The sequence below is a fragment of the Vibrio tritonius genome, assembly GCF_001547935.1.
Taxonomy (GTDB): domain Bacteria; phylum Pseudomonadota; class Gammaproteobacteria; order Enterobacterales; family Vibrionaceae; genus Vibrio; species Vibrio tritonius.
On sequence record NZ_AP014635.1, the window covers coordinates 1,841,861 to 1,861,676 of the forward strand.

Sequence of the window (19,816 nt, forward strand, 5' to 3'; positions counted from 1 at the left end):
CAAGTTTCTGTTAAAAAAACTCACACCGCCAACTACCTCACTACTTCATCATCATTTAGGCATACAATGCATATGAACACGCTTTAATAATAAAAGGAAGTTTATATGAAAATTAGTTTTACTGGCAAAACCGCGCTTGTTACCGCCTCAACTGCAGGTATCGGCTACGCTATTGCCAAATTACTTGGAGAAAGTGGCGCGCAAGTGATCATTAATGGTCGATCAGAAGAGAGCGTTAATCGCGCAATGGACCGTCTCCACACCGAAGTCCCCACTATGCATGTGAAAGGTATCGCCGCCGATCTGAGTAACGACGCTGGTTGTCAGCGTTTAATTGATGCAGCAGGTCAAGTGGATGTATTGGTTAACAACGCGGGCATCTATGGACCTGAAGATTTCTTTGCCACCAGTGATGCGACGTGGGAACAATATTGGCAAACCAACGTCATGTCGGGCGTACGTCTTTCCCGTGCCTTTTTGCCAACCATGGAACAACGAGGCTGGGGACGAGTAGTATTTATCTCATCTGAATCTGCGCGCAATATTCCTGCAGACATGATCCATTATGGCGTATCAAAAACGGCGCAGCTCTCTTTATCTCGAGGTCTAGCTAAACGTGTTGCAGGCACGGGGGTCACCGTCAACAGTGTGTTACCTGGGCCAACACTCTCTGATGGTTTTCGCGACATGGTGAAAGAAGAAATGGAAAAAACCGGCTTAAGCGCCGAACAGATCGCGAAAAACTTCATTCAAGCCAATCGCCCAAGTTCGGTGTTACAACGCGCCGCCACCGTTGAAGAAGTGGCTAATATGGTGGTTTATGTTTGTTCAGAACAAGCATCCGCAACCAGTGGTGCGGCTTTACGTGTCGACGGCGGTGTGGTTGACGACATTTTGTAATTCACTTTATCAGCGAAAAGGAAGTAGAAAATGAAACAAGTAACATTAGGTACAACCGGTTTTGATATTGTGCCTTTGGTCTTCGGTGGCAACGTGTTTGGTTGGACCATCGACGAAAAAGCCAGCTTTGATATTTTAGATACCTTCGTTGATCTTGGCTTCAACGCCATCGATACGGCAGACGTTTACTCCGCATGGGCCCCCGGCAATAAAGGTGGAGAATCCGAAACCATCATTGGCAACTGGCTCGCTTCGCGACCCGCCATGCGCGACAAGGTGAAACTGTTTACCAAAGTGGGCGCTGATTTAGGTCAACCGGGCAAAAAAGGCCTCTCCAAAAAATGGATCATACAAGCGGTTGATGAATCCCTCTCTCGCCTAAAAACCGACCACATTGATTTGTACTTTTCCCACTGGCCTGACGAAGAAACCCCATACGAAGAGACGTTGAGCGCGTATCAAGAACTATTAAAACAGGGCAAAATTCTTTCCATTGGCGCATCCAACCTCAACGCCGCTCAACTGGGCAAATCGCTTACTGCAGCCAAAACGCATCACCTACCCGCTTACCAAGTGCTACAGCCTGAATACAACCTATTTGACCGAGATGGTTTTAATAGTGAACTGCAAACCTTGTGTCTCAAAGAAAACATCGGTGTGGTAACCTACTACAGCTTGGCATCTGGCTTTTTGTCCGGCAAATACCGCACTAAAGATGATCTAAGTAAAAGTGCCCGCGGTGAAGGTATTGCAAAATACCTCAACGCCAAAGGTGAACGCATTCTTACCGCACTTGATCACATTGCAGAACAGCACAACGCAGAACCCGCTCAAGTGGCTCTGGCTTGGCTTATTGCAGAAAAAGCAGTAACCGCCCCAATCGCCAGCGCAACCAAACGTACTCATGTAGAAAACTTCCGTAAAGCGATTGAACTCTCGCTCACTGCGCAAGAATTAGCCCTCTTAACTGAGGCAGGAAAAGCCTAACTAGCTGTTCCCCAATGTAAATCAATTAGGCAAATGCTGAACGAGGATTTGCATAACCCCCTCCATGGGACTCTGATGAGTAAAAATGGAGCATAATTAGGAACGGTTATTTAGTATATCCACTATACCGCCACCTCCCTTCAGGTGGCGGCCTTCGCCTATTTAGTGACAACTCTCTTTGGTCGCGATGACTGACTGTTTACCCTACTAAGCAATGCAGCGCCTGACGCTTTGACAAGAACTACCAATACCAATACCAATACCAATACCAATACCAAAAATAGTCATCTCTCATTTACTATCAGTCAATCGTCATTTTTTGAATCCGAATCATGAGCCGACTTTTTAAACCACACTGGCTAGAACGAGCTTAATATCAGATAGTTAATCAAAACGCCAATTATACCCAAATGACCTCAAGATGCAGACTTCAGAGCTTCATCAACGAGCACAGGTCAAGCTCAATGACGGCAGGAATGGTCATTCCCTTTCAACGTCATTGGGCGCAGAGATGGGCTTGTTGATGAGCTCCCAAAGGGCGAGTTGTATTCGCTTCTATGCTACGTTACCGATTTTCTACGTAGAATAACTATGTATTCAAATCGGTGCCTTGCCTATAAGCGAATACATTCTCGCTGAAACCGCATCTTGAGGTTACTTGGGTATACTAACTGTTTTATCACCAACATAACTTCAAAAAATAACAAACTCAAAAGGGAAGATTTACCTCTAAAGAGCGACTCCAGTGCGACAAAATGGGTCTAAATTAAGTATTGATAAATTTTGGTTACTTTTTTAACCAAATTCTCATTAATAAGACTTAATGATCGACTGTCACTAATCAGGGAATATACGAGGTCGCTATGGCGCTGAAGAAACATGTATCGTCACAGGAATTTGCTACGAAGCTATCCCCCACTCCATCTGCTGCAGGTCAACCGAAAAAAGAGGCAGACGAGTTACGTAAACAAGCTAGAACTTTAGCGCGGAAGCAGCAAGCCGCGGAACGTATTGCTGGTGCAACTGCCGAGCTACTTGCCGGACTTGAAGAAAACTCCTCGGCAATGAACCAGCTACGTTCATCGATGGAGCAAATTGCTGTTGGTGCCGAAGAGTCATCCTCTGCAACCAAACAAAGCGAAACAGCCGTTTCTCAAATGAGCACCTTCATTAGCGAGCAGGCCTCTTACGCTCAGCAGTCCAAGACGATCATTACGTCGGTAGAGCAAGACATTATCTCAGTTGCACAAAAAATTTCAGAAATGGTAGATAACGTGCAACTCTCTTCCGAGCGCCAAAACGACTCCGTAAAACGCATGGAAGATTTAACTCAACAAGCAGCCAAAATTGGCGATGCGGTTAAACAGGTTATTCACATTGCTGACCAAACTAACCTACTCGCACTCAATGCAGCCATTGAAGCCGGACGAGCAGGCAAGCACGGTAAAGGTTTTGCGGTGGTCGCAGATACGGTCCGAACCTTGGCTGAGAAGGCGGAAACCAACGCCGCTAATATTGAAAGTTTGATTAAAGACATTTCAGACGGCGCATCCATGGTGTCTCAAGGGGTGAAATCGAGCTCAGAAAAAGCGGCTCAAGAGGTAGAAAAAGGCAAAGTCGTCAGCAATCAGTTGTCTGAAATACGTAACGAAATGGGCGATTTAGTACGCGATTCTGACCTTCTTCTCAACGCTGCCAACGAAATGTCAACTGCGGCAGAAATGGCATTGAAAGGGGCAGAATCTGTCTCTCATTCGGCTCAAGAACAATCAGCCGCTTGTGAAGAGAGCTTAAAAACGCTCGATCAACAACAAATGGCTCTTGATGGAGCAGTCAATGCCGCTCAAGCGCTTGATGAACTTGCTGACGACCTTCGTACCTCAACCGACATGGAAAAATCTGCCGAAGAAGTTGCCTCAGCAGCAGAAGAGCTTTCCGCCAGTATTGAAGAGATCAGCCGTGCATCCTCTGAAATCATGGGCGCATTACGCCAAATTAACGATGGTGCAAAAGTCATGTCATCCAGCGTTGAAGAAGGCATCACAAGCCTGACTCAAATCGAGCAAGGGGCAAAACTGGGTAAAGAACGTGCTACTAGCGGTCTCACCTCATGCGAATCAATGCTTGAAAGCATCAATAGCAACAAAAATACGGTTGATGAAATGATTTTGGCGATAACCGAATCAACCAATGCAGCCCGTGAAAACTTACGTGAAATGGCCAATATGGAGCGTATTTCACGTCAAATCGACAAAATCGTTGATGGTATTTCCAACGTATCGATTCAAACCGCAATGCTAGCAGTTAATGGCGCGGTAGAAGCCGCACGTGCGGGTGAGTTCGGTAAAGGTTTTGCGGTGGTATCTACCGACATTCAAAACCTAGCTAATGATGCAGCAGAAAACGCCGAGCAGATCAAAGACCAAGTGAAAAATATCCAAGATCAAATCAATGCGGTACGCAAAGATCTATCCGAGATTTTGAATTCCGTCTTAGAAGAAGCGAATAAAGCCGCCCTTACCACCAAACAACTCGAAACGGTAAAAGAGAGCATGAATGGTGTGGTAGACGGTAGTATGAAGATCTCACAAAGCGCAGACGGAATCGAACAATCGATCAACGAAGCTCGTGGTGGCATGCAACAAATTGGTTCTGCGGCAGAAGAAGCCTCACAAGCGACCAATGAAGCATCGGCAGCCGCAAGACAACAAAGTTCAAGCACCGATGAATTGGCTTCAGCCATTGAGAACATTGCCGCCGTTGCTGATGAATTGCAATCCTTCTAATCGAGGTGCTCTATGATAGAACAGACTCAAGAAGCGATCGTGGAAAATGAAGAACACTTCACTCAATACGTCAATTTTGTATTGGGTGACGAGTTTTTCGCTGTCCCCATGAACGACGTAGAAGAAATTATTCGCCAACCGCTGACCTTTACCGTGCCGTTAACACCAGACTACCTTACTGGGTTATCGAACCTTCGCGGGCAAATTTTGCCCGTATTGTGTTTACGCGCCATTTTGGAGCAGCCAGCAACTGAGTTAACGGATGCAACACGCGTTATTGTGATGAATATTGCCAATACTCAAGTCGGCTTTACTGTCGACCGAGTGTTGAATGTCGCAACACCCGAGCCAAGCTCGATAAAAGAGACCAATACCGCCGGTGGCAACATTGACGCAGAGCTCATCACCAACACCATCCATACCGATGACAATATCATCCAAGTATTGAACTCAGAGAAACTGCTGGGCGATTCAATGCAAGGTGAAATTGACCGATGTTCGAAACGTTTTGGTAATGCGGCAATGCAAGCCCACAGCGAAACCGACGTGGATGAAGACGACACCTCAATGCGTCAACTGGTGTGTTGCGTGGTCGACGAACAGGAATATGCATTTTATCTTGAAGACACTAAAGAGATCGTGCGTATTCCAGAAAGTATCACTCGCGTCCCGAAAGCCGCCCCAGCGATTTTAGGTCTGATGAACCTGCGTGACAAAACCTTGCCTTTGGTCAGCTTACGTACCCTTTTTGGTTTACCTCAGGTCGAGTTTAACGAAAGCCATCGTGTACTAGTGGTCAACTTCGTTAATGAAGGACAGCTTATTCCAATTGGCATTGTGATTGACGCGGTACGTGAAGTGATTCGCTTACACGACTCCCTTCTTGATCCAGTGCCAGAAATCATGAAATCGATGGGGAAATCGACCGACATCAGTGCCATTTGTAACTTAGATAATGGTGAACGCACACTAAGCGTGGTGGATGTCAGTAACCTGTTTGACTCCGACACCGTTGGTTCATTGACGGATGTAGTGAAGCAAGAGGGAATAGAAATGAATGACATGGAAGACGATCTGTATAGCTCAGACGATGACAGCACCGATACTCAACTGGTTATTTTTAAGTTGGATAAAGAAGAATTTGGCATCTCCATTCACGCGGTGCAAGAGATCATCCGTATTCCATCCAATATTAGTCGCGTACCACGTACCGATGACTTTATCGAAGGCGTGATCAACCTACGCGGTAATGTATTACCCATCGTTGATTTACGTAAACGCTTTCAACTTGAAGAGATGGAGCGACACGACCGTCAGCGGATTTTGGTCGTGAACTTCGACCGGGTTTCCACCGGATTTGTAGTGGATTCTGTCAGTGAAGTGTTACGTATTCCAGAGTCACAGTTGGAATATGCACCGACACTCAGTGAAGAGCAAGCAAATCTAATGAAGCAAGTTGTTAACTACAATCAGCGGATGATTGGCGTGCTATCGGCAGACCAACTTCTCAGTAACACAGAAATGTACAAACTCTACATGGCAGCCAATGAGGCTGACGGTTTAGACACATAGTCGTTGTTATTATCTCAGGGAGAGAGCCATGAAAATCCTTGTCGTTGATGACTCTGCGTTGATGCGCTACACCATCTGTAACATTTTAAGTGGCATTCCTAACGTGCAACTACAAACGTCACGTGATGGGTTGGATGCTTTGGAAAAATTGCATTCGTGGCAACCCGATGTCATTACGCTTGATATGAACATGCCGAAGATGGATGGTATGACTTGTTTAAGCCATATTATGTCTGACCGTCCGACACCAGTCGTGTTACTTTCCTCTTTAACTGAGGAAGGCGCTTTGGTGACCTTAGAAGGACTCTATTTAGGCGCTGTAGACTTCATATGTAAACCAGGCGGCACCGTATCTAACGGCTTGCATAGCCTCGAAGAAGAGCTGCGCTCTAAAGTCATTCAAGCCGCAGGGAAACAACGCGCGGCAGTACACGCAACAAACAGCCCGCATAGCGAACCTCTTCCTGCCAAAGAACCTAAACCTATTAAGGTGAGCTACGATAAGGCTCAAGGCGTCACTATCATTGGCGTTTCAACCGGTGGACCTGGCTGTGTGGAACGCTTGGTTAGGCAACTACCCGCGGATTACCCTCAACCAGTTATCATCTGTCAACACATGCCAGAAACTTTCACTGCCGCCTTTGCTAAACGCCTTGATAAGGTGCTTGATTTGCCCGTATTGGAAATTACGGGCGCAACCGAACTCAAAGAAAGCCATATTTATGTCTGCAAAGGTGATCGCGACTGCATCATTAGCGAGCGTGGTGGCAAACTTGTCGCAATGCCAACCCCTCTCGATGGCCGTTTTGTCTGGCATCCCAGTGTATCCAAGCTGGTTGAAAGTGGACAACGTACGCTTGGCGGGAAAAATCTTAATTGCGTCATGATGACGGGGCTTGGCAACGATGGGGCGCAAGAAATGGCCAAGGTTGCCTCCCAGCACGGTTTAGTGTTGGCTCAATCGCCTGATTCATGTGTGGTAGATAGCATGCCGAAATCGCTGCTGACGCTGTGTCCAGACATAACCCAAGCACCACCGGAAGAGCTAGGACGCCTACTCTATCACCGTATCCATCGTTTTCCGAAAGAGGTAACCAATGGTGTTAATTAAACAAAACAAAACTTTGGTAAACGAAGAGATTGAACTCGAAGACGTGCAACTTGCGCCCTTAACATCCGTAGCAAACATTCAACCTCAGCTAAAAAATGGCACAGAAGAGGAAAAAATTGCGGCGTTGCATGACCTTGATTTGTTCGATAGCCAAGCTATTTTGCCTCTCCTAGATGACATCATTACGTTGATTGAAAATGAAGAGTCAAATTACCTCGGTGAAGTGGCGTTTTCTTCGTTGCGAAGTCACCTGTGTGACGAAGTCGTGCAGAAACTGACAGGGTTTCTAGCCTCAGAAAGCCCATTTATTCGTAATCAAGCGATAGAGCTTCTACAGAACGCGCCAGAATTGCTCGCACCATACATGAGTGATTTGATACACAACAGCAATCCCGATGTGCGCATTTTTGCCGTCGATATCTTGGGGCTACTTCCTCATGATGGAGTACCAAACTGGCTGAGAGAGATTCTAAGAAAAGAAACTCACGTCAACGTGATCGGTGCCGCTATCGACCGCATCACCCAATTGGCGGATCCCTCGTTGCTAGAGGATGTAAAACAAGCTCAACAACGATTTTCTGCTGTTGCTTACATTCAGTTTGCCTGCAAAGTGGCAATTGACCGGCTAACAAGTGAAGGATGAACCCTATGAATGAGATTCATCTAACAGAAGCAGATTTCTTCCGGTTTCGAGATTTTTTCTATCAAAAAACCGGCATATTCTTTGAAGACAACAAACGTTATTTCGTTGATAAACGTATTGTTCAGCGCATCGAAGAAACGGAACACCATAGTTTTCGTGGTTATTTTACTTTCTTACGCTTTCAATCGAGTGGCGAAGAAATGCAAGCATTGATAAATGCCCTAACCGTGAACGAGACCTACTTCTTCCGTGAAACCGCTCAACTGGAATCACTCGTGGAAGAGACATTAAACGAGTTGGTGCGTGACAACCCGAATCAACTACTTCGGATTTGGTCGATTCCTTGTTCGAGTGGTGAAGAGCCCTATTCCATCGTACTTTATCTTTTGGAGCATTGGCCAAAACTTGAAAGTGTTGACATCGAAATTATTGCTTCAGATATCGACACTGAAATTTTAAAACGAGCACATCAAGGTCGTTTTAGTGCGCGAGCGGTGAAAAACCTCTCGCCAGCGTTGTTAAATCGCTACTTCAAGTTACAAGAAGATGGCTTTTATCAAATCTGTGACGAGATTCGTGAATCGGTTCGGTTTACCAAATTTAACTTAAACAATCGTTATGAGGCCAAAAGGCTTGGCCAAATGGACGTTATTTTTTGCCGCAACTTACTGATTTATTTTGATGATATATCTCGCCGTAATGCCATAGAACTTTTCTATGAGCAACTTAATCCTGGCGGCATATTATTCCTCGGCCATTCAGAATCAATGAGTCGAATTTCATCATCATTTAAGGTTAAGCGCTTTAAAAAATCGACGGGTTACATCAAACCGCTTAAGGAGAACGTGTCATGAAAAAGGTAATGGTCGTAGATGATGCTTCGACAGTTCGCATGTACCACAAGGCCTTACTGGACGAAATTGGCGCGTTTGTCATTGAAGCAGCAAATGGTGTAGAAGCCTTAGAACGTGCTTTGGAGCAAAAGGTGGATCTGTTTTTAGTTGATATCAATATGCCGAAAATGGACGGTTTTACCTTAGTGAAAGAGCTGCGTAGCCGTGAAGACCTCGCGGACATTCCTGTCATCATGATTTCAACAGAAGCGCAAGAAGATGACCAGGTCAAAGCCATTGATGTCGGCGTTAACCTTTACTTGGTTAAACCGGTTAATCCTGAAGAACTGCAACAAACTGTGACTTTAATGTTTGGGGGTCTGTAATGAATCCATTGATGCAAAACTTTATCAATGAGAGCCGAGAACTGCTTGAACAAGCCACCAAAACGTTTCTCGATTTGGAAAATAGCCCTGGCGATGCCGCTATTATCAACGAACTGTTTCGTGGTATTCACACGGTTAAAGGGGCTTCTGGCGTCATTGAGGGAATAGAGCCTTTTACCCAACTCACCCACAAGATGGAAGATTTACTGCAAAAAATCCGCGACGGTAAAATGAGTTTATCAAGTGAACTCATTGACCTATTTTTGGGCGGCTGCGACCAATTAATGCTGTGGATTGACGATCTAGAAAGCCAAGAAAAGCTTGATGAACAAGCAACTTCCATAAGCCAAGCCATGATTGCTCAATTTAAAAACATCAATCATATCGACACCGTCGTGGATACCGAGCCGTCAGGAACAGATGTCGATACGGTTACCACTGTTGCGGTAAACTGGTTAGCCGAACAACTTGGCCGCGACCAACTGTCAGACATCGATAACGTTGAGCAATATGACGATGCCCTGCTCATTGTCTATAAACCGGATCGCCAATGCTTTTTCTCCGGTGACGATCCGCTGGCGTGGATGAAAAGCGTACCTCAAGTGGTCTGGAAGAAAGTGGTGTTAACCCCAGACACAGAGCCGTTCGATATTTATCAATCACAGCTCACCTTTTATGTATTAACGCAAAGTGATGTGGAAGCAGTCACAGCACAACTTGAACCGATTGAGAGCCAATATCAGCTATATCGATTTGCAGAAGAAACGACATCCGATAACACCGTCGATAAGCGTATCGATTACGTTAAGCACATCGTTTCTCATCAAATCCGCTTATTAGAAACCGAGCAAAGCGCTCCAGAGATTCGCCTTGGCACCATTCGCTCTGTCATTCGAGTTTATCGCTCTTTAGCATGCCAGATCATCGACCGCCCAGAGCCCGTCGATGAAACCATGCCACCAGAGCAGATAATCACGTTGCTACAACGTATCATTCAATCGTTTGACGACCATAAAGCGGTGATTGAAACCGAGCAACTTGAACCTACAATTCCAGCCACAACTTCCGTTAACGATCAAATTGAGAAGGTGAAGAAAAAACAGATCAAAACCCTCAAAGTTGACCAAGACAAAGTCGATCTTTTGATGGATTTGGTTGGCGAGCTCATCGTCGCTAAGAACTCGATGCAATACCTTGCTTACCGAGCAGAGAATGAGTTTGGCGTACGCAAACTGGCACAGGACATCAAATCAGAACAAACCGTTATTTCTCGTTTAGCAGAAGATTTACAGTCGGTTGTAATGCAAGTGCGGATGGTACCTCTAGCAACGGTATTCCAACGTTACCCGCGTTTGATTCGCGATATCTCGAAAAAACTGGGTAAACAGGTTGATTTGATTATTGAAGGGGAAGAGACCGAAGCGGATAAAAGCATCGTGGAAGATCTCTCCGAACCATTAGTACACCTGATTCGTAACTCCCTCGACCACGGCATAGAAATGCCAGAAGATCGCGTACGTAACGGTAAAAACCCAACCGGAAAAATCACCTTAAGCGCCTACACGCACGACGACTCTGTGGTCATTAAAATCAGTGATGATGGTAAAGGCATCGATGAGCAACGGGTACGTGCCAAAGCGCTTGAGCGTCAATTGGTTGATGCCAGTAAGCTTGAGCGCATGTCCCAGCAAGAAGTCATTAACCTAATTTTTGAAGCGGGTTTTTCCACTGCCGAACAAGTGAGTGACCTTTCTGGTCGTGGTGTAGGGATGGACGCCGTACGTTCAGCGATTGAGCGCAACGGTGGCACGCTTACGCTCACCTCTGAGGAAGGGAAAGGCAGTGAAGTGACCATGGTGTTGCCTCTGTCGATGACCATTTCACGCGTGATGATGTTTGAATTGGCAGAACAATCATTTGCTATTCCTGTCGAGTCAGTGATCCAAACACTTAAAATCGACCGTAATAAAGATATCCGCCGCGTGAAAAGTTTTGACACCTTTATTCTACGCGGCGAAACCGTGCCCGTTCTCTACCTTAAAGACGTCTTTAATATGGGAGAGCCAAGCGATAAACCCGATATTCAACCGGTACTTGTCGTGCGCGTTGGCGAAGACATTTTGGGATTAGCCGTAGATAAGCTGCAAGAAGGCCAAGATGTCATTATCAAACCATTAGAGGGGGCCCTTGCACCATTTTCAATCTACCGCGGAGCAGCCATCATGGGTGATGGCCGTGTACTACTAGTACTCGACACAGAGGAGGTTATCCGTCATGCCCGTTGAATATAAGACTCGTGTAGCACATTTGATTGACAGTGTTTCAGTAGAGGAAGCTCAAGAGCTTTTTGAGTGGCTAGAGTCTACTCCAGCATCTAGTATTAATTTTAAGCGATGCACTCATATTCACACTGCAGTGTTGCAAACCTTAATGTTTGCCAAGCCCAAAATAACAGCTCTACCCAGCGACGATCTGTTTCTTAGTTGGTTGAGTGCAGCGGAAATTGTTGTACCTGAAGGAGAAAGTAATGGCTAAAATGGTATTTATTATTGATGACTCTAGTACAGTGTTAATGAGCGTTGAATCGATTCTTACTCGCCTTGGTTTCAATGTAGAAAAAGCACGTGATGGTGAGGAAGCACTTAGCAAATTAAATAATGGCCTGCGCCCTAACTTGATCATAACCGATATCAATATGCCACGTATGGATGGCATTACCTTTATAGGTAAAGCTCGTACTTTAGGTGCCTGTCGGTTTACCCCTATTTTGGTGCTAACCACCGAACAAGAACAACAAAAAAGGAATGAAGCTCGAGCGAAAGGCGCCACTGGGTATTTAGTTAAACCCGTTGCAGCTGAACAATTGAAAGCTGTCATTAATCAAGTGTTACCGGGAAGTATTGCGTGAGGTGTTTATGAAGCATCACCTATTCAACTGGCTAGATAAAAAAAATAAAGCAAAGCTTATCGTGTTTTTAGTGACAGGTAGCATAGCGTGTAGCTTAGCTATAGTGTGTGCCGTACCTCTATTACCTGTTTGGGCCTATCTTCCTGTATCGATAGCCGTCGTTTTACTGTTTTCGACCACACTGGTTTTACAAGCAGGTTCAATGGCGATTAGTGCAACCCAACAAGATCATCGCGTTGAGATGGAAAAACACTTTGAAACTGTCTCTTCCATTTGCGATTGGGTTGAAGAATATCGAGACTTAAATCGTGTGGTAGCAGATCACATCGAAAACGTGAACGGAGATGCACAACGAGCTACTGAAGACATTCTCAATCACATAGCCAGTTTAGATGATGCAGCAGGAAACTTTACTCATTACCTTAAAGACATGGAGTTTGATTCGAAAAGCATGGTAGAAACGCTGGACGAACACACCAATGTTATTTCTCACCTAGCAGATAACACGCGCAGTTTGATGGACAATATTAAAACTGAACGTGAAGAAGTGAACAACGTGCTTAACCGCGTGTTGGGTTTGAATGAAATCACGGAGGTCATTTCAAATATCGCCAATGAGACTAACTTACTGGCACTCAATGCCGCTATCGAAGCAGCACGTTGTGGTGAGGCGGGCCGTGGGTTTGCCGTGGTCGCGGATGAAGTGCGTGAATTAGCCCAGCGTGCAGGCAAAGCGGCTGAGCAAATTACCAAAGAAATCGAGAGCTTACGAGAAGATGTTACGACTCGTTTTGAAAATGCGACCAAAGAGAGTTGCGAACAGTCCGACAAAGCCGACCAAATGATCGAGTCGGTACAAAGCTTACGCGAGAGTTTTGGTGCTGTGCGTGAATTGAGCGAAAACCAAATTACCCAAATTATGCTTTATACCAATGATCTAGAGCGAAACATTAGCGGTAGTATGGCTTGTACCCAGTTCCAGGATATTGTGCGTCAAAAGCTAGACAGTATCGAGCATTTAATGCGTGAGCAGCATCTTTTAGTTGGCGACCTATTCAATGGCATGCGAATCAATGACATGCGAACTCGAGAGCTAGAATACACCGAAACATTGCGTAAACTGGCTGACGAATACAAACATGATTTTGAACGCCACTGTAACTATGTTGATAATGGATTTGAGGCAGCCGGATCGACCACTTCAACAAATGGGCTACCAAAAGTCGAATTATTTTAGTCAAAATTTAACCTAAGCAACACTTTCTCTAAACCACCTTAACATGAGGTGGTTTTTTATTTAGGCTAATCCACTCACTGAGTTAGATAAACTATTTGCTTAGTGATTAGTGAAATTAATTTCTATGAAGATTAAATCACTCTTAAATAGATACATCATATTTCTGTCATAAAGAGTCATTATCGTCTTGCCTTAAATAAACACATTGAAGTGGTATAAATGAAAAAGCAGTCTTTATTATTTTCGGCACTTGTTGCCGCGTCTCTATTATCATCACCCTCTTTCGCTGCTCAATCGAGTAATATTTGCCAAGCTAAAAGCTATGAAATGGCACTGCGTTATCAACAGCAGTCTGCTGAAATTGCGGCTCTGCAACTGCAAACTTACCATTTTGCCGAGCAACGCCTTGCAAATATTATCGAAAAAAACAAAGCACCACAAAAACTTGCGGTAGTCATGGACCTAGACGAAACCGTACTTGATAACTCGCCACTGTTGGTGCGTGACATGCAAAATTGCCACGATTACACCAGTTGGGATACTTGGTCTGATTGGGAAAGAAAAGGCAACCCAAACCTGATTCCGGGTGCAAAAGAATTTACCCAATACGCTAACCAACAAGGTGTGGCTATTTTCTACGTATCGGATCGCTACAACGAAAATAAAGCGTACACACTCAAAACTTTGGCTGCTTTAGGTTTGCCTCAAGTAAAAGAAGACCATGTTTTGTTATATGGCACATCAAAAGAAGATCGTCGTAATAGCATCAGCAAACACCACAAAATAGTGATGCTAATGGGTGATAGCCTACCGGATGTTTCCGCTCAATTTAAAAATAAGAAAGACACCCAATATAATCGCGACTTAGTTGAAAAAAGCCGTCAGCATTTTGGTGAAGACTGGATTGTCTTTCCTAACGCCAGCTACGGCGCTTGGACAAAAGCACCGCTAACTACTTGGCAAGAAAAGTAGCAAGTCAGTCAAGGCTCGGGCTCAATAGCCCGAGCTAATCGCAAAATTAAACGTATTCTCTATCCAGTTCTCCCCCTAGCTTTTTCAGGGGGGAGTTGGAGGGGGATCCTGCACACAAGCCAAAAAATCCATCAGAATCATTACCTAAGCCTAAACTGATTTACATCATACTTTTTAGGGAAAACTGCATACCGGGCTAGCGATCGACTAGAGCCAAGCGTATATTGCCCTAAACCATATGAAATAAGTGGTTATTAGGAGACAGTCTTCTCTACTCTCGCAGAGGATGCCAACGCACCTCTACCCTAGTACTTATCACGCTTTTACTGCCCTCTAATAGCTCAGTTACAACGACTTAGAGGTGAATGCTAGTGTCTCACTGCTACTCAACGCGAACCCGCGCCCGTTTACTACTGATTGGCCTTGCGCTGCTCAATGCTGCGATTTGGATCTGGGCATTTTCTGTCTTTGGCGATCATCCCACCTTGATTGGCACTGCGGTGCTCGCATGGACCTATGGCCTACGCCACGCGGTCGATGCCGACCATATTGCCGCGATTGATAACGTAACCCGTAAGATGATGCAACAAGGCAAAGAGCCAGTTGCGGTGGGAGCGTATTTCTCACTCGGACACTCTTCGATTGTTATATTGGCATCCCTTTTAGTTGGCCTTGCCACCGCCCAATGGCGTAACGAACTCAGCTGGTTTCAAGATGTGGGCGGCACAATTGGCACCTCCGTTTCGGCGCTGTTTCTGTTGATTTTGGCGTTAATCAACTTTCTGATCTTTAAAGATGTCTGGAAAAAATATCAGCAAGTCAAACAAGGCAACACCAACGTATTGAGCCATGAGTTAGAAGAGCCATTAGGCGGCGGAATGATGACATGGATTTATCGCCGCCTGTTTCGCTTTATCAACCACAGCTGGCAAATGTACTTAGTCGGCTTTCTGTTTGGCTTAGGCTTTGATACCGCTACCGAAGTCGGGCTGCTGGCTATCTCCGCCACCAGCTCATCCAATGGTTTACCCCTGAGCACCATTATGGTCTTCCCTGCTCTGTTCGCAGCCGGCATGGCGTTTGTTGATTCCGTCGATAACGTCATTATGGTGAAAGCCTACAGCTGGGCATTCGAACAACCGTTTCGTAAGCTCTATTATAACCTCACTATTACCGCGTCATCATTGATTGTCGCCTTGGTGATCGGCGGCTTTGAAGCGTTAGGATTACTTGCCGAAAAAGGCCACTGGCACTCCACTTTCAGCGATTGGGTAATGAACGCCAACGACCAACTCGGCGATATCGGCTTCTGGATTGTCGGCATTATGATCGCCTGCTGGGTGGTGTCGCTGCTGAACTATCGATTGCGCGGGTATCATAGGTTGGTGGGGTGAGGTTTTGGTTGGGGTTTTGGGGAAGGTGAAGCTGGGGCTTCACCTTTTTTGTGGGTGTAAATTGTTTTATAGGGTGATTACAGTTTGTTGTAAGTAGTTTTTGGACATTTCCGTGTTATATGCACTGCTTAATTAGCATTTAGCGGATTACTTGAGGTATAGCAAAACCTCTAATGTAGTGGCCAGAGTCACTATGCCACTACATTAATTACTGACTCCCCACTCAATAATCTACTTTTAAAATATGAAGTTCGCTAACTTTCCATCAAATCCAGGGTAACAATACACACACAGCTTGAATGGTTAATTTAAACACTATATATTGTGTTTATGTCCATCTCCATGCGTACATATGGGCTAGTGAATAGCGTACTGGAGATTTACGAAAAGGTTGTATCTGTTTCAAAAAGAGGAATAACCATATGTCTACAAGAAAGAACCAGCACGTTGTGAAACATCCAGACGGATGGGCAGTTAAAGGCGCAGGAAACAACAAAGCGACGAAAGTTACTAAAACACAAAAGGAAGCGATTGAGAGAGCAGAAGAAATTGCCCGCAATCAACGCACTGACACCAAGATTCACGGTCGCGATGGAAAGATTAGAGCTGGCAATAGTTATGGAAACGATCCTCATCCACCGAAAGACAAGAAATAAGAAGAAAATATGGCTATTACAGAGATGTTCCGTGATTTCTTGCAAAATTTGAAGATCGATAATTCAGATAAGATCAGTAACCGTTACGATGAAATCACAGTTAGCCTCAACAAGAAATTTCGTGATACTGAATCTAAAAAAGCTAATAGTCTCCAAGTAGGCTCATATGGCCGCTGGACAGCGATCAAAGGCATTTCTGACCTAGATATGCTGTATATCATGCCCAAAGGAAAATGGGATTATTATAAAGATGGAAAACAGTCCCAACTCCTCAGCGATGTTCGTGATGCAATCAAAGCTCGATACCCAACAACTGATGTTCGCGTAGATAGACTCGTTGTTACAGTAACATATACGAACTTTCATATTGAAGTTCAGCCAGTGTTTGAACAGGATGATGGCAGTTTCAAATATCCTGATACCTATAATGGCGGTAGTTGGAAAATCACTAAGCCCCGTGAAGAAATCGCTGCAATGACGGAGTTTAGTAGAGAAAAGAACAACAACTTGCGTAATTTATGCAGAATGGCCCGAGCCTGGAAGAATAAGCATGGTGTTGGTATGGGAGGGCTGCTTATAGATACGCTTGCTCATAACTTTCTGAAATCAACAGACTACTATGATGATAAAGGCTTTCTTTACTATGACTATATGAGCCGAGACTTCTTTGAATACCTCTCAAAGCTCCCCAAGCAAGATCGCTTCGCTGCATTAGGTAGTGGTCAGCATGTAAAAGTGAAAAAACAGTTTCAACGTAAGGCCAAAAAAGCTCACGAGTTATGCCTTAAAGCCATTGATGCAGGTGATGCTTCTCACGAGAAATGGAAAAAGGTTTATGGTCGTCCATTCCCAGTAGCAGCAACAGTTACTAAAGCAGTTGCTGAAGCTTTAGAAAGCCGCTCCACATGGCGTAATACAGAGCAATTTATCGAAGACCTTTTCCCAATTGACATTCGCTACCCACTAAGCCTTGACTGCGAAGTGTCTCAAAGAGGCTATAGGGAGCACTTTTTAACGGACATGCTGGCACACAAGATCCCCCTACTCGTAAATAAAAAACTCTTGTTCACTGTTTCTGACATTCAAGTGCCAGAGCCATACCAACTTAAATGGAAAGTTCTAAATCGGGGAGCTGAAGCACAGAAGAGAGACTGCATTCGTGGTCAGATTTTTGATGACGACGGTTACAAAAGACGCAATGAATCAACCAGTTTCAAAGGTGAACATATAGTTGAATGCTATGCCATTAAAAATGGTATCGTTGTAGCAAAAGACCGTATTCACGTCCCGATTCAATGAGATATTTATGAACAAAGATGAGTTGCTAAAGAATATTGCCACAACTGGCTATAACGTCGGTTTTGGGGCTAAAAAGCACTTGGCCACTTATGACATTGTGAGCAAGACCCCTGGATTGATTAGCTTTTTCTCCATGGTATTTGGTATCTATGCTCTTGTTTTAGATGGGCTATCAACTAAATTTTTATCTGCTACATTCATCATCCTTGGTATTGTCAGCCTGTACATTACTATGTATGACTCACAAAAAGATAAATACGAAGAAGCAGGCGTAAAACTAACTCAATATTACAACAAATTGAGAGACTTATATTGTCGTGTGAAATCAGACAATGGCACTGACACTTCTGCTTTTGAGCAAGAGCTATCTGAGATAGAGTCTAGCTACTACAGCGGCAACATTAGTAAACAGATCCTCTTTAGCGATTGGTACGCACACTATAAGTTTTTCTGGCAACACCAGATTGAGTGGGTGGACGAGCAGAAAAATTTCTCACTACTTAGAGACAAACTACCTTTGTCTTTCACTCTGACTATCTGTGCCGTTTTAATTGGAGGGGGTATTGTTCTGAAAAATTGGCATGCCGATAGCAATATGAGCACAGAGCAAGCACTTCCTGAAACAACCACTACTTGCTTCTTAGTTACCGTAAAAAGTCTAGACTCAGCCAACGCTCAGACTCATCGCTGTGAACTCCCTCAACCAACAGAGCCAGGACACTAATCCTGATGCCAAATAGTCAACAAAGGGATGAGACATTCATCCCTTTTTCCCCTGTCATTACTATACTGATATCAATTATGCTCTAACTCATTTGGGGGCACTTTTGCGTTAGAAAGTGCCCACTGTGAAGGTTCTGGACAGAAATGAGCTAGAACTAATGCTCTAAATCGTTTCCGTCAGATTGGGTCAAGTATATAGAAGCCATACTCGTTTGTATGTACTAAAATTCCTCGCGAGTATCACGCTCTTCATATTCTGGGAAATCAATTTCGATGAGGCCGTCATCATTAAGGACAAACAATACGCTTTCATTCATTCATATCAGAGCAACCACGATAGACTTCCCAATCGTATGAATAATCGAGTTGATATTGATTACAGCCCACAAAAGAAATGTTTTCGACTTCTATACCATTAACATTGTGAGCCATATGATCTATATGAGATAGATCCGGGATAAGTTTCTGTTCAAAGTCACTTTTGCTTTCAGATAGAAATCTAGTTAACTCTTCGCACAAGTGAACGCCGTTAACTAAGGGTTGGGATGAACTAGAAAAAAACACTTTCAAATACTCCGAAACCTAATTTAATTTTGGTACTAACGCCGCAAACAGTGGCGCTAACACCAATGCCGCAACAACAAAAAACCTTTAAACCACACACACCCAAGCATTAAGCGTCCATTCATTTGCTTGTATGTCTGTACTTACGGCAAGTCTCTTAACTTTCTAGCCGGATTTCCTGCATAGATCCCTTTCTTGGTAATGTCCTTAGTCACAACACTACCCGCACCAATAACTACGCCTTCGCATATGCTAACTGGCAACACTGTCGCATTAGAGCCAATTGTAACGTTGTTAGCTATCACTGTACGCTCCCAATTATCTGGATTTGGGTCTGGTTTGCCATTCTTGAAAAGATCGTTTGCAAACATAACCCCATGACCGATGAAGCAATCGTCGCCAATGGTGACATACTCACAAATAAAAGTATGTGACTGTATTTTTGTCCGAGCGCCAATTACGGAGTTCTTCTGGATTTCAACAAAAGGGCCAATAAACACGTCATTCTTCAGCTCGCAACCATAAACATTAGAAGGCTTGATAACCGTTACATTCTCGCCACAGATAATATCTTTAACTTGAACTTCTAAAACTTTTGGACTTGGCATTCTACCTCCGAACGCTATAAGACTTTTGTTCACTTTTCACACTCCTATCATGTAACCTTTCCAATCAAAGTTCAATTAATAATCAATAGGTTAATAAGAAATTATGGATGTTAAATTTCAAAATGACGCAGAAGTTCTAAAAAGCTTACGTCGACACTCCCTCAGATAACTACAGGTAAGGCAAACGTACAATCACAGATTATGAGTAAACTTTCGAGCTGAGAAGGAATGGGGCAA

Annotated in this window: 19 protein-coding genes and 1 pseudogene; 18 read left to right on the forward strand and 2 right to left on the reverse strand. The window is 44.3% G+C overall.

All coding sequences use genetic code 11. From position 1 onward, the window contains the following. Positions 1–105 precede the first annotated feature (105 nt). From JCM16456_RS08075 to JCM16456_RS08155, 18 genes are all read left to right on the forward strand, one after another. Positions 106–900, forward strand: coding sequence for an SDR family NAD(P)-dependent oxidoreductase (locus JCM16456_RS08075; RefSeq protein ID WP_068713732.1), 795 nt, complete (start codon positions 106–108; stop codon positions 898–900). Positions 901–930: 30 nt separating this feature from the next. Then, on the forward strand, positions 931–1,887 hold the full coding sequence (locus JCM16456_RS08080) for an aldo/keto reductase (protein WP_068713733.1): 957 nt from the start codon (positions 931–933) through the stop codon (positions 1,885–1,887). Positions 1,888–2,308: 421 nt separating this feature from the next. Continuing rightward, positions 2,309–2,476, forward strand: coding sequence for a hypothetical protein (locus JCM16456_RS23635; protein WP_156430464.1), 168 nt, complete (start codon positions 2,309–2,311; stop codon positions 2,474–2,476). 274 nt (positions 2,477–2,750) lie between these two features. After that, on the forward strand, positions 2,751–4,673 hold the full coding sequence (locus JCM16456_RS08085; protein WP_068713734.1) for a methyl-accepting chemotaxis protein: 1,923 nt from the start codon (positions 2,751–2,753) through the stop codon (positions 4,671–4,673). A gap of 12 nt (positions 4,674–4,685) precedes the next feature. Continuing rightward, positions 4,686–6,245, forward strand: a complete 1,560-nt coding sequence (locus tag JCM16456_RS08090) for a chemotaxis protein CheW (protein WP_068713735.1) — start codon at positions 4,686–4,688, stop codon at positions 6,243–6,245. Positions 6,246–6,273: 28 nt separating this feature from the next. Continuing rightward, on the forward strand, positions 6,274–7,356 hold the full coding sequence (locus JCM16456_RS08095) for a chemotaxis protein CheB (protein ID WP_068713736.1): 1,083 nt from the start codon (positions 6,274–6,276) through the stop codon (positions 7,354–7,356). Beyond that, positions 7,343–7,999 carry a HEAT repeat domain-containing protein gene (locus JCM16456_RS08100; protein WP_156430481.1) on the forward strand — a complete coding sequence of 219 codons (657 nt, stop codon included), beginning with the start codon at positions 7,343–7,345 and terminating at the stop codon, positions 7,997–7,999. The genes JCM16456_RS08095 and JCM16456_RS08100 overlap by 14 nt, the downstream gene beginning before the upstream one ends. A gap of 5 nt (positions 8,000–8,004) precedes the next feature. After that, complete coding sequence (locus tag JCM16456_RS08105) at positions 8,005–8,853, forward strand: CheR family methyltransferase (protein WP_068713738.1); 849 nt, start codon at positions 8,005–8,007, stop codon at positions 8,851–8,853. Beyond that, positions 8,850–9,218: a response regulator gene (locus tag JCM16456_RS08110; protein ID WP_068713739.1), complete on the forward strand. Its 369-nt coding sequence runs from the start codon at positions 8,850–8,852 to the stop codon at positions 9,216–9,218. Before JCM16456_RS08105 ends, JCM16456_RS08110 begins: the two co-directional genes overlap by 4 nt. Positions 9,219–9,229: 11 nt before the next feature. Then, positions 9,230–11,503, forward strand: coding sequence for a chemotaxis protein CheA (locus tag JCM16456_RS08115; RefSeq protein ID WP_068715977.1), 2,274 nt, complete (start codon positions 9,230–9,232; stop codon positions 11,501–11,503). Then, on the forward strand, positions 11,493–11,753 hold the full coding sequence (locus JCM16456_RS08120) for a hypothetical protein (protein WP_068713740.1): 261 nt from the start codon (positions 11,493–11,495) through the stop codon (positions 11,751–11,753). The genes JCM16456_RS08115 and JCM16456_RS08120 overlap by 11 nt, the downstream gene beginning before the upstream one ends. Next, on the forward strand, positions 11,746–12,126 hold the full coding sequence (locus JCM16456_RS08125) for a response regulator (RefSeq protein ID WP_068713741.1): 381 nt from the start codon (positions 11,746–11,748) through the stop codon (positions 12,124–12,126). The genes JCM16456_RS08120 and JCM16456_RS08125 overlap by 8 nt, the downstream gene beginning before the upstream one ends. A 7-nt stretch (positions 12,127–12,133) precedes the next feature. Next, the gene (locus JCM16456_RS08130; RefSeq protein ID WP_068713742.1) at positions 12,134–13,363 is read left to right on the forward strand and encodes a methyl-accepting chemotaxis protein; all 1,230 of its coding nucleotides are present in this window, start codon (positions 12,134–12,136) and stop codon (positions 13,361–13,363) included. Between the two features lie 219 nt (positions 13,364–13,582). Next, the gene (locus tag JCM16456_RS08135; RefSeq protein ID WP_068713743.1) at positions 13,583–14,335 is read left to right on the forward strand and encodes a 5'-nucleotidase, lipoprotein e(P4) family; all 753 of its coding nucleotides are present in this window, start codon (positions 13,583–13,585) and stop codon (positions 14,333–14,335) included. A gap of 365 nt (positions 14,336–14,700) precedes the next feature. Then, entirely contained in the window at positions 14,701–15,729 is a 1,029-nt protein-coding gene (locus JCM16456_RS08140; RefSeq protein ID WP_068713744.1) for a HoxN/HupN/NixA family nickel/cobalt transporter, read from the forward strand. A 422-nt stretch (positions 15,730–16,151) separates the two neighbouring features. Beyond that, positions 16,152–16,385: a DUF2188 domain-containing protein gene (locus tag JCM16456_RS08145; protein ID WP_068713745.1), complete on the forward strand. Its 234-nt coding sequence runs from the start codon at positions 16,152–16,154 to the stop codon at positions 16,383–16,385. 9 nt (positions 16,386–16,394) lie between these two features. Next, on the forward strand, positions 16,395–17,684 hold the full coding sequence (locus JCM16456_RS08150; protein ID WP_068713746.1) for a nucleotide-binding domain-containing protein: 1,290 nt from the start codon (positions 16,395–16,397) through the stop codon (positions 17,682–17,684). 7 nt (positions 17,685–17,691) lie between these two features. Then, the gene (locus tag JCM16456_RS08155; protein WP_068713747.1) at positions 17,692–18,408 is read left to right on the forward strand and encodes an SLATT domain-containing protein; all 717 of its coding nucleotides are present in this window, start codon (positions 17,692–17,694) and stop codon (positions 18,406–18,408) included. Between the two features lie 220 nt (positions 18,409–18,628). Here the strand turns inward: JCM16456_RS08155 and JCM16456_RS08160 are convergent. Together JCM16456_RS08160 and JCM16456_RS08165 are read right to left on the reverse strand one after the other, a co-directional pair. After that, a pseudogene (locus JCM16456_RS08160) lies at positions 18,629–18,971 on the reverse strand (hypothetical protein). Between the two features lie 143 nt (positions 18,972–19,114). Then, the gene (locus tag JCM16456_RS08165) at positions 19,115–19,579 is read right to left on the reverse strand and encodes an acyltransferase (RefSeq protein WP_068715979.1); all 465 of its coding nucleotides are present in this window, start codon (positions 19,577–19,579) and stop codon (positions 19,115–19,117) included. Positions 19,580–19,816: the final 237 nt, after the last annotated feature.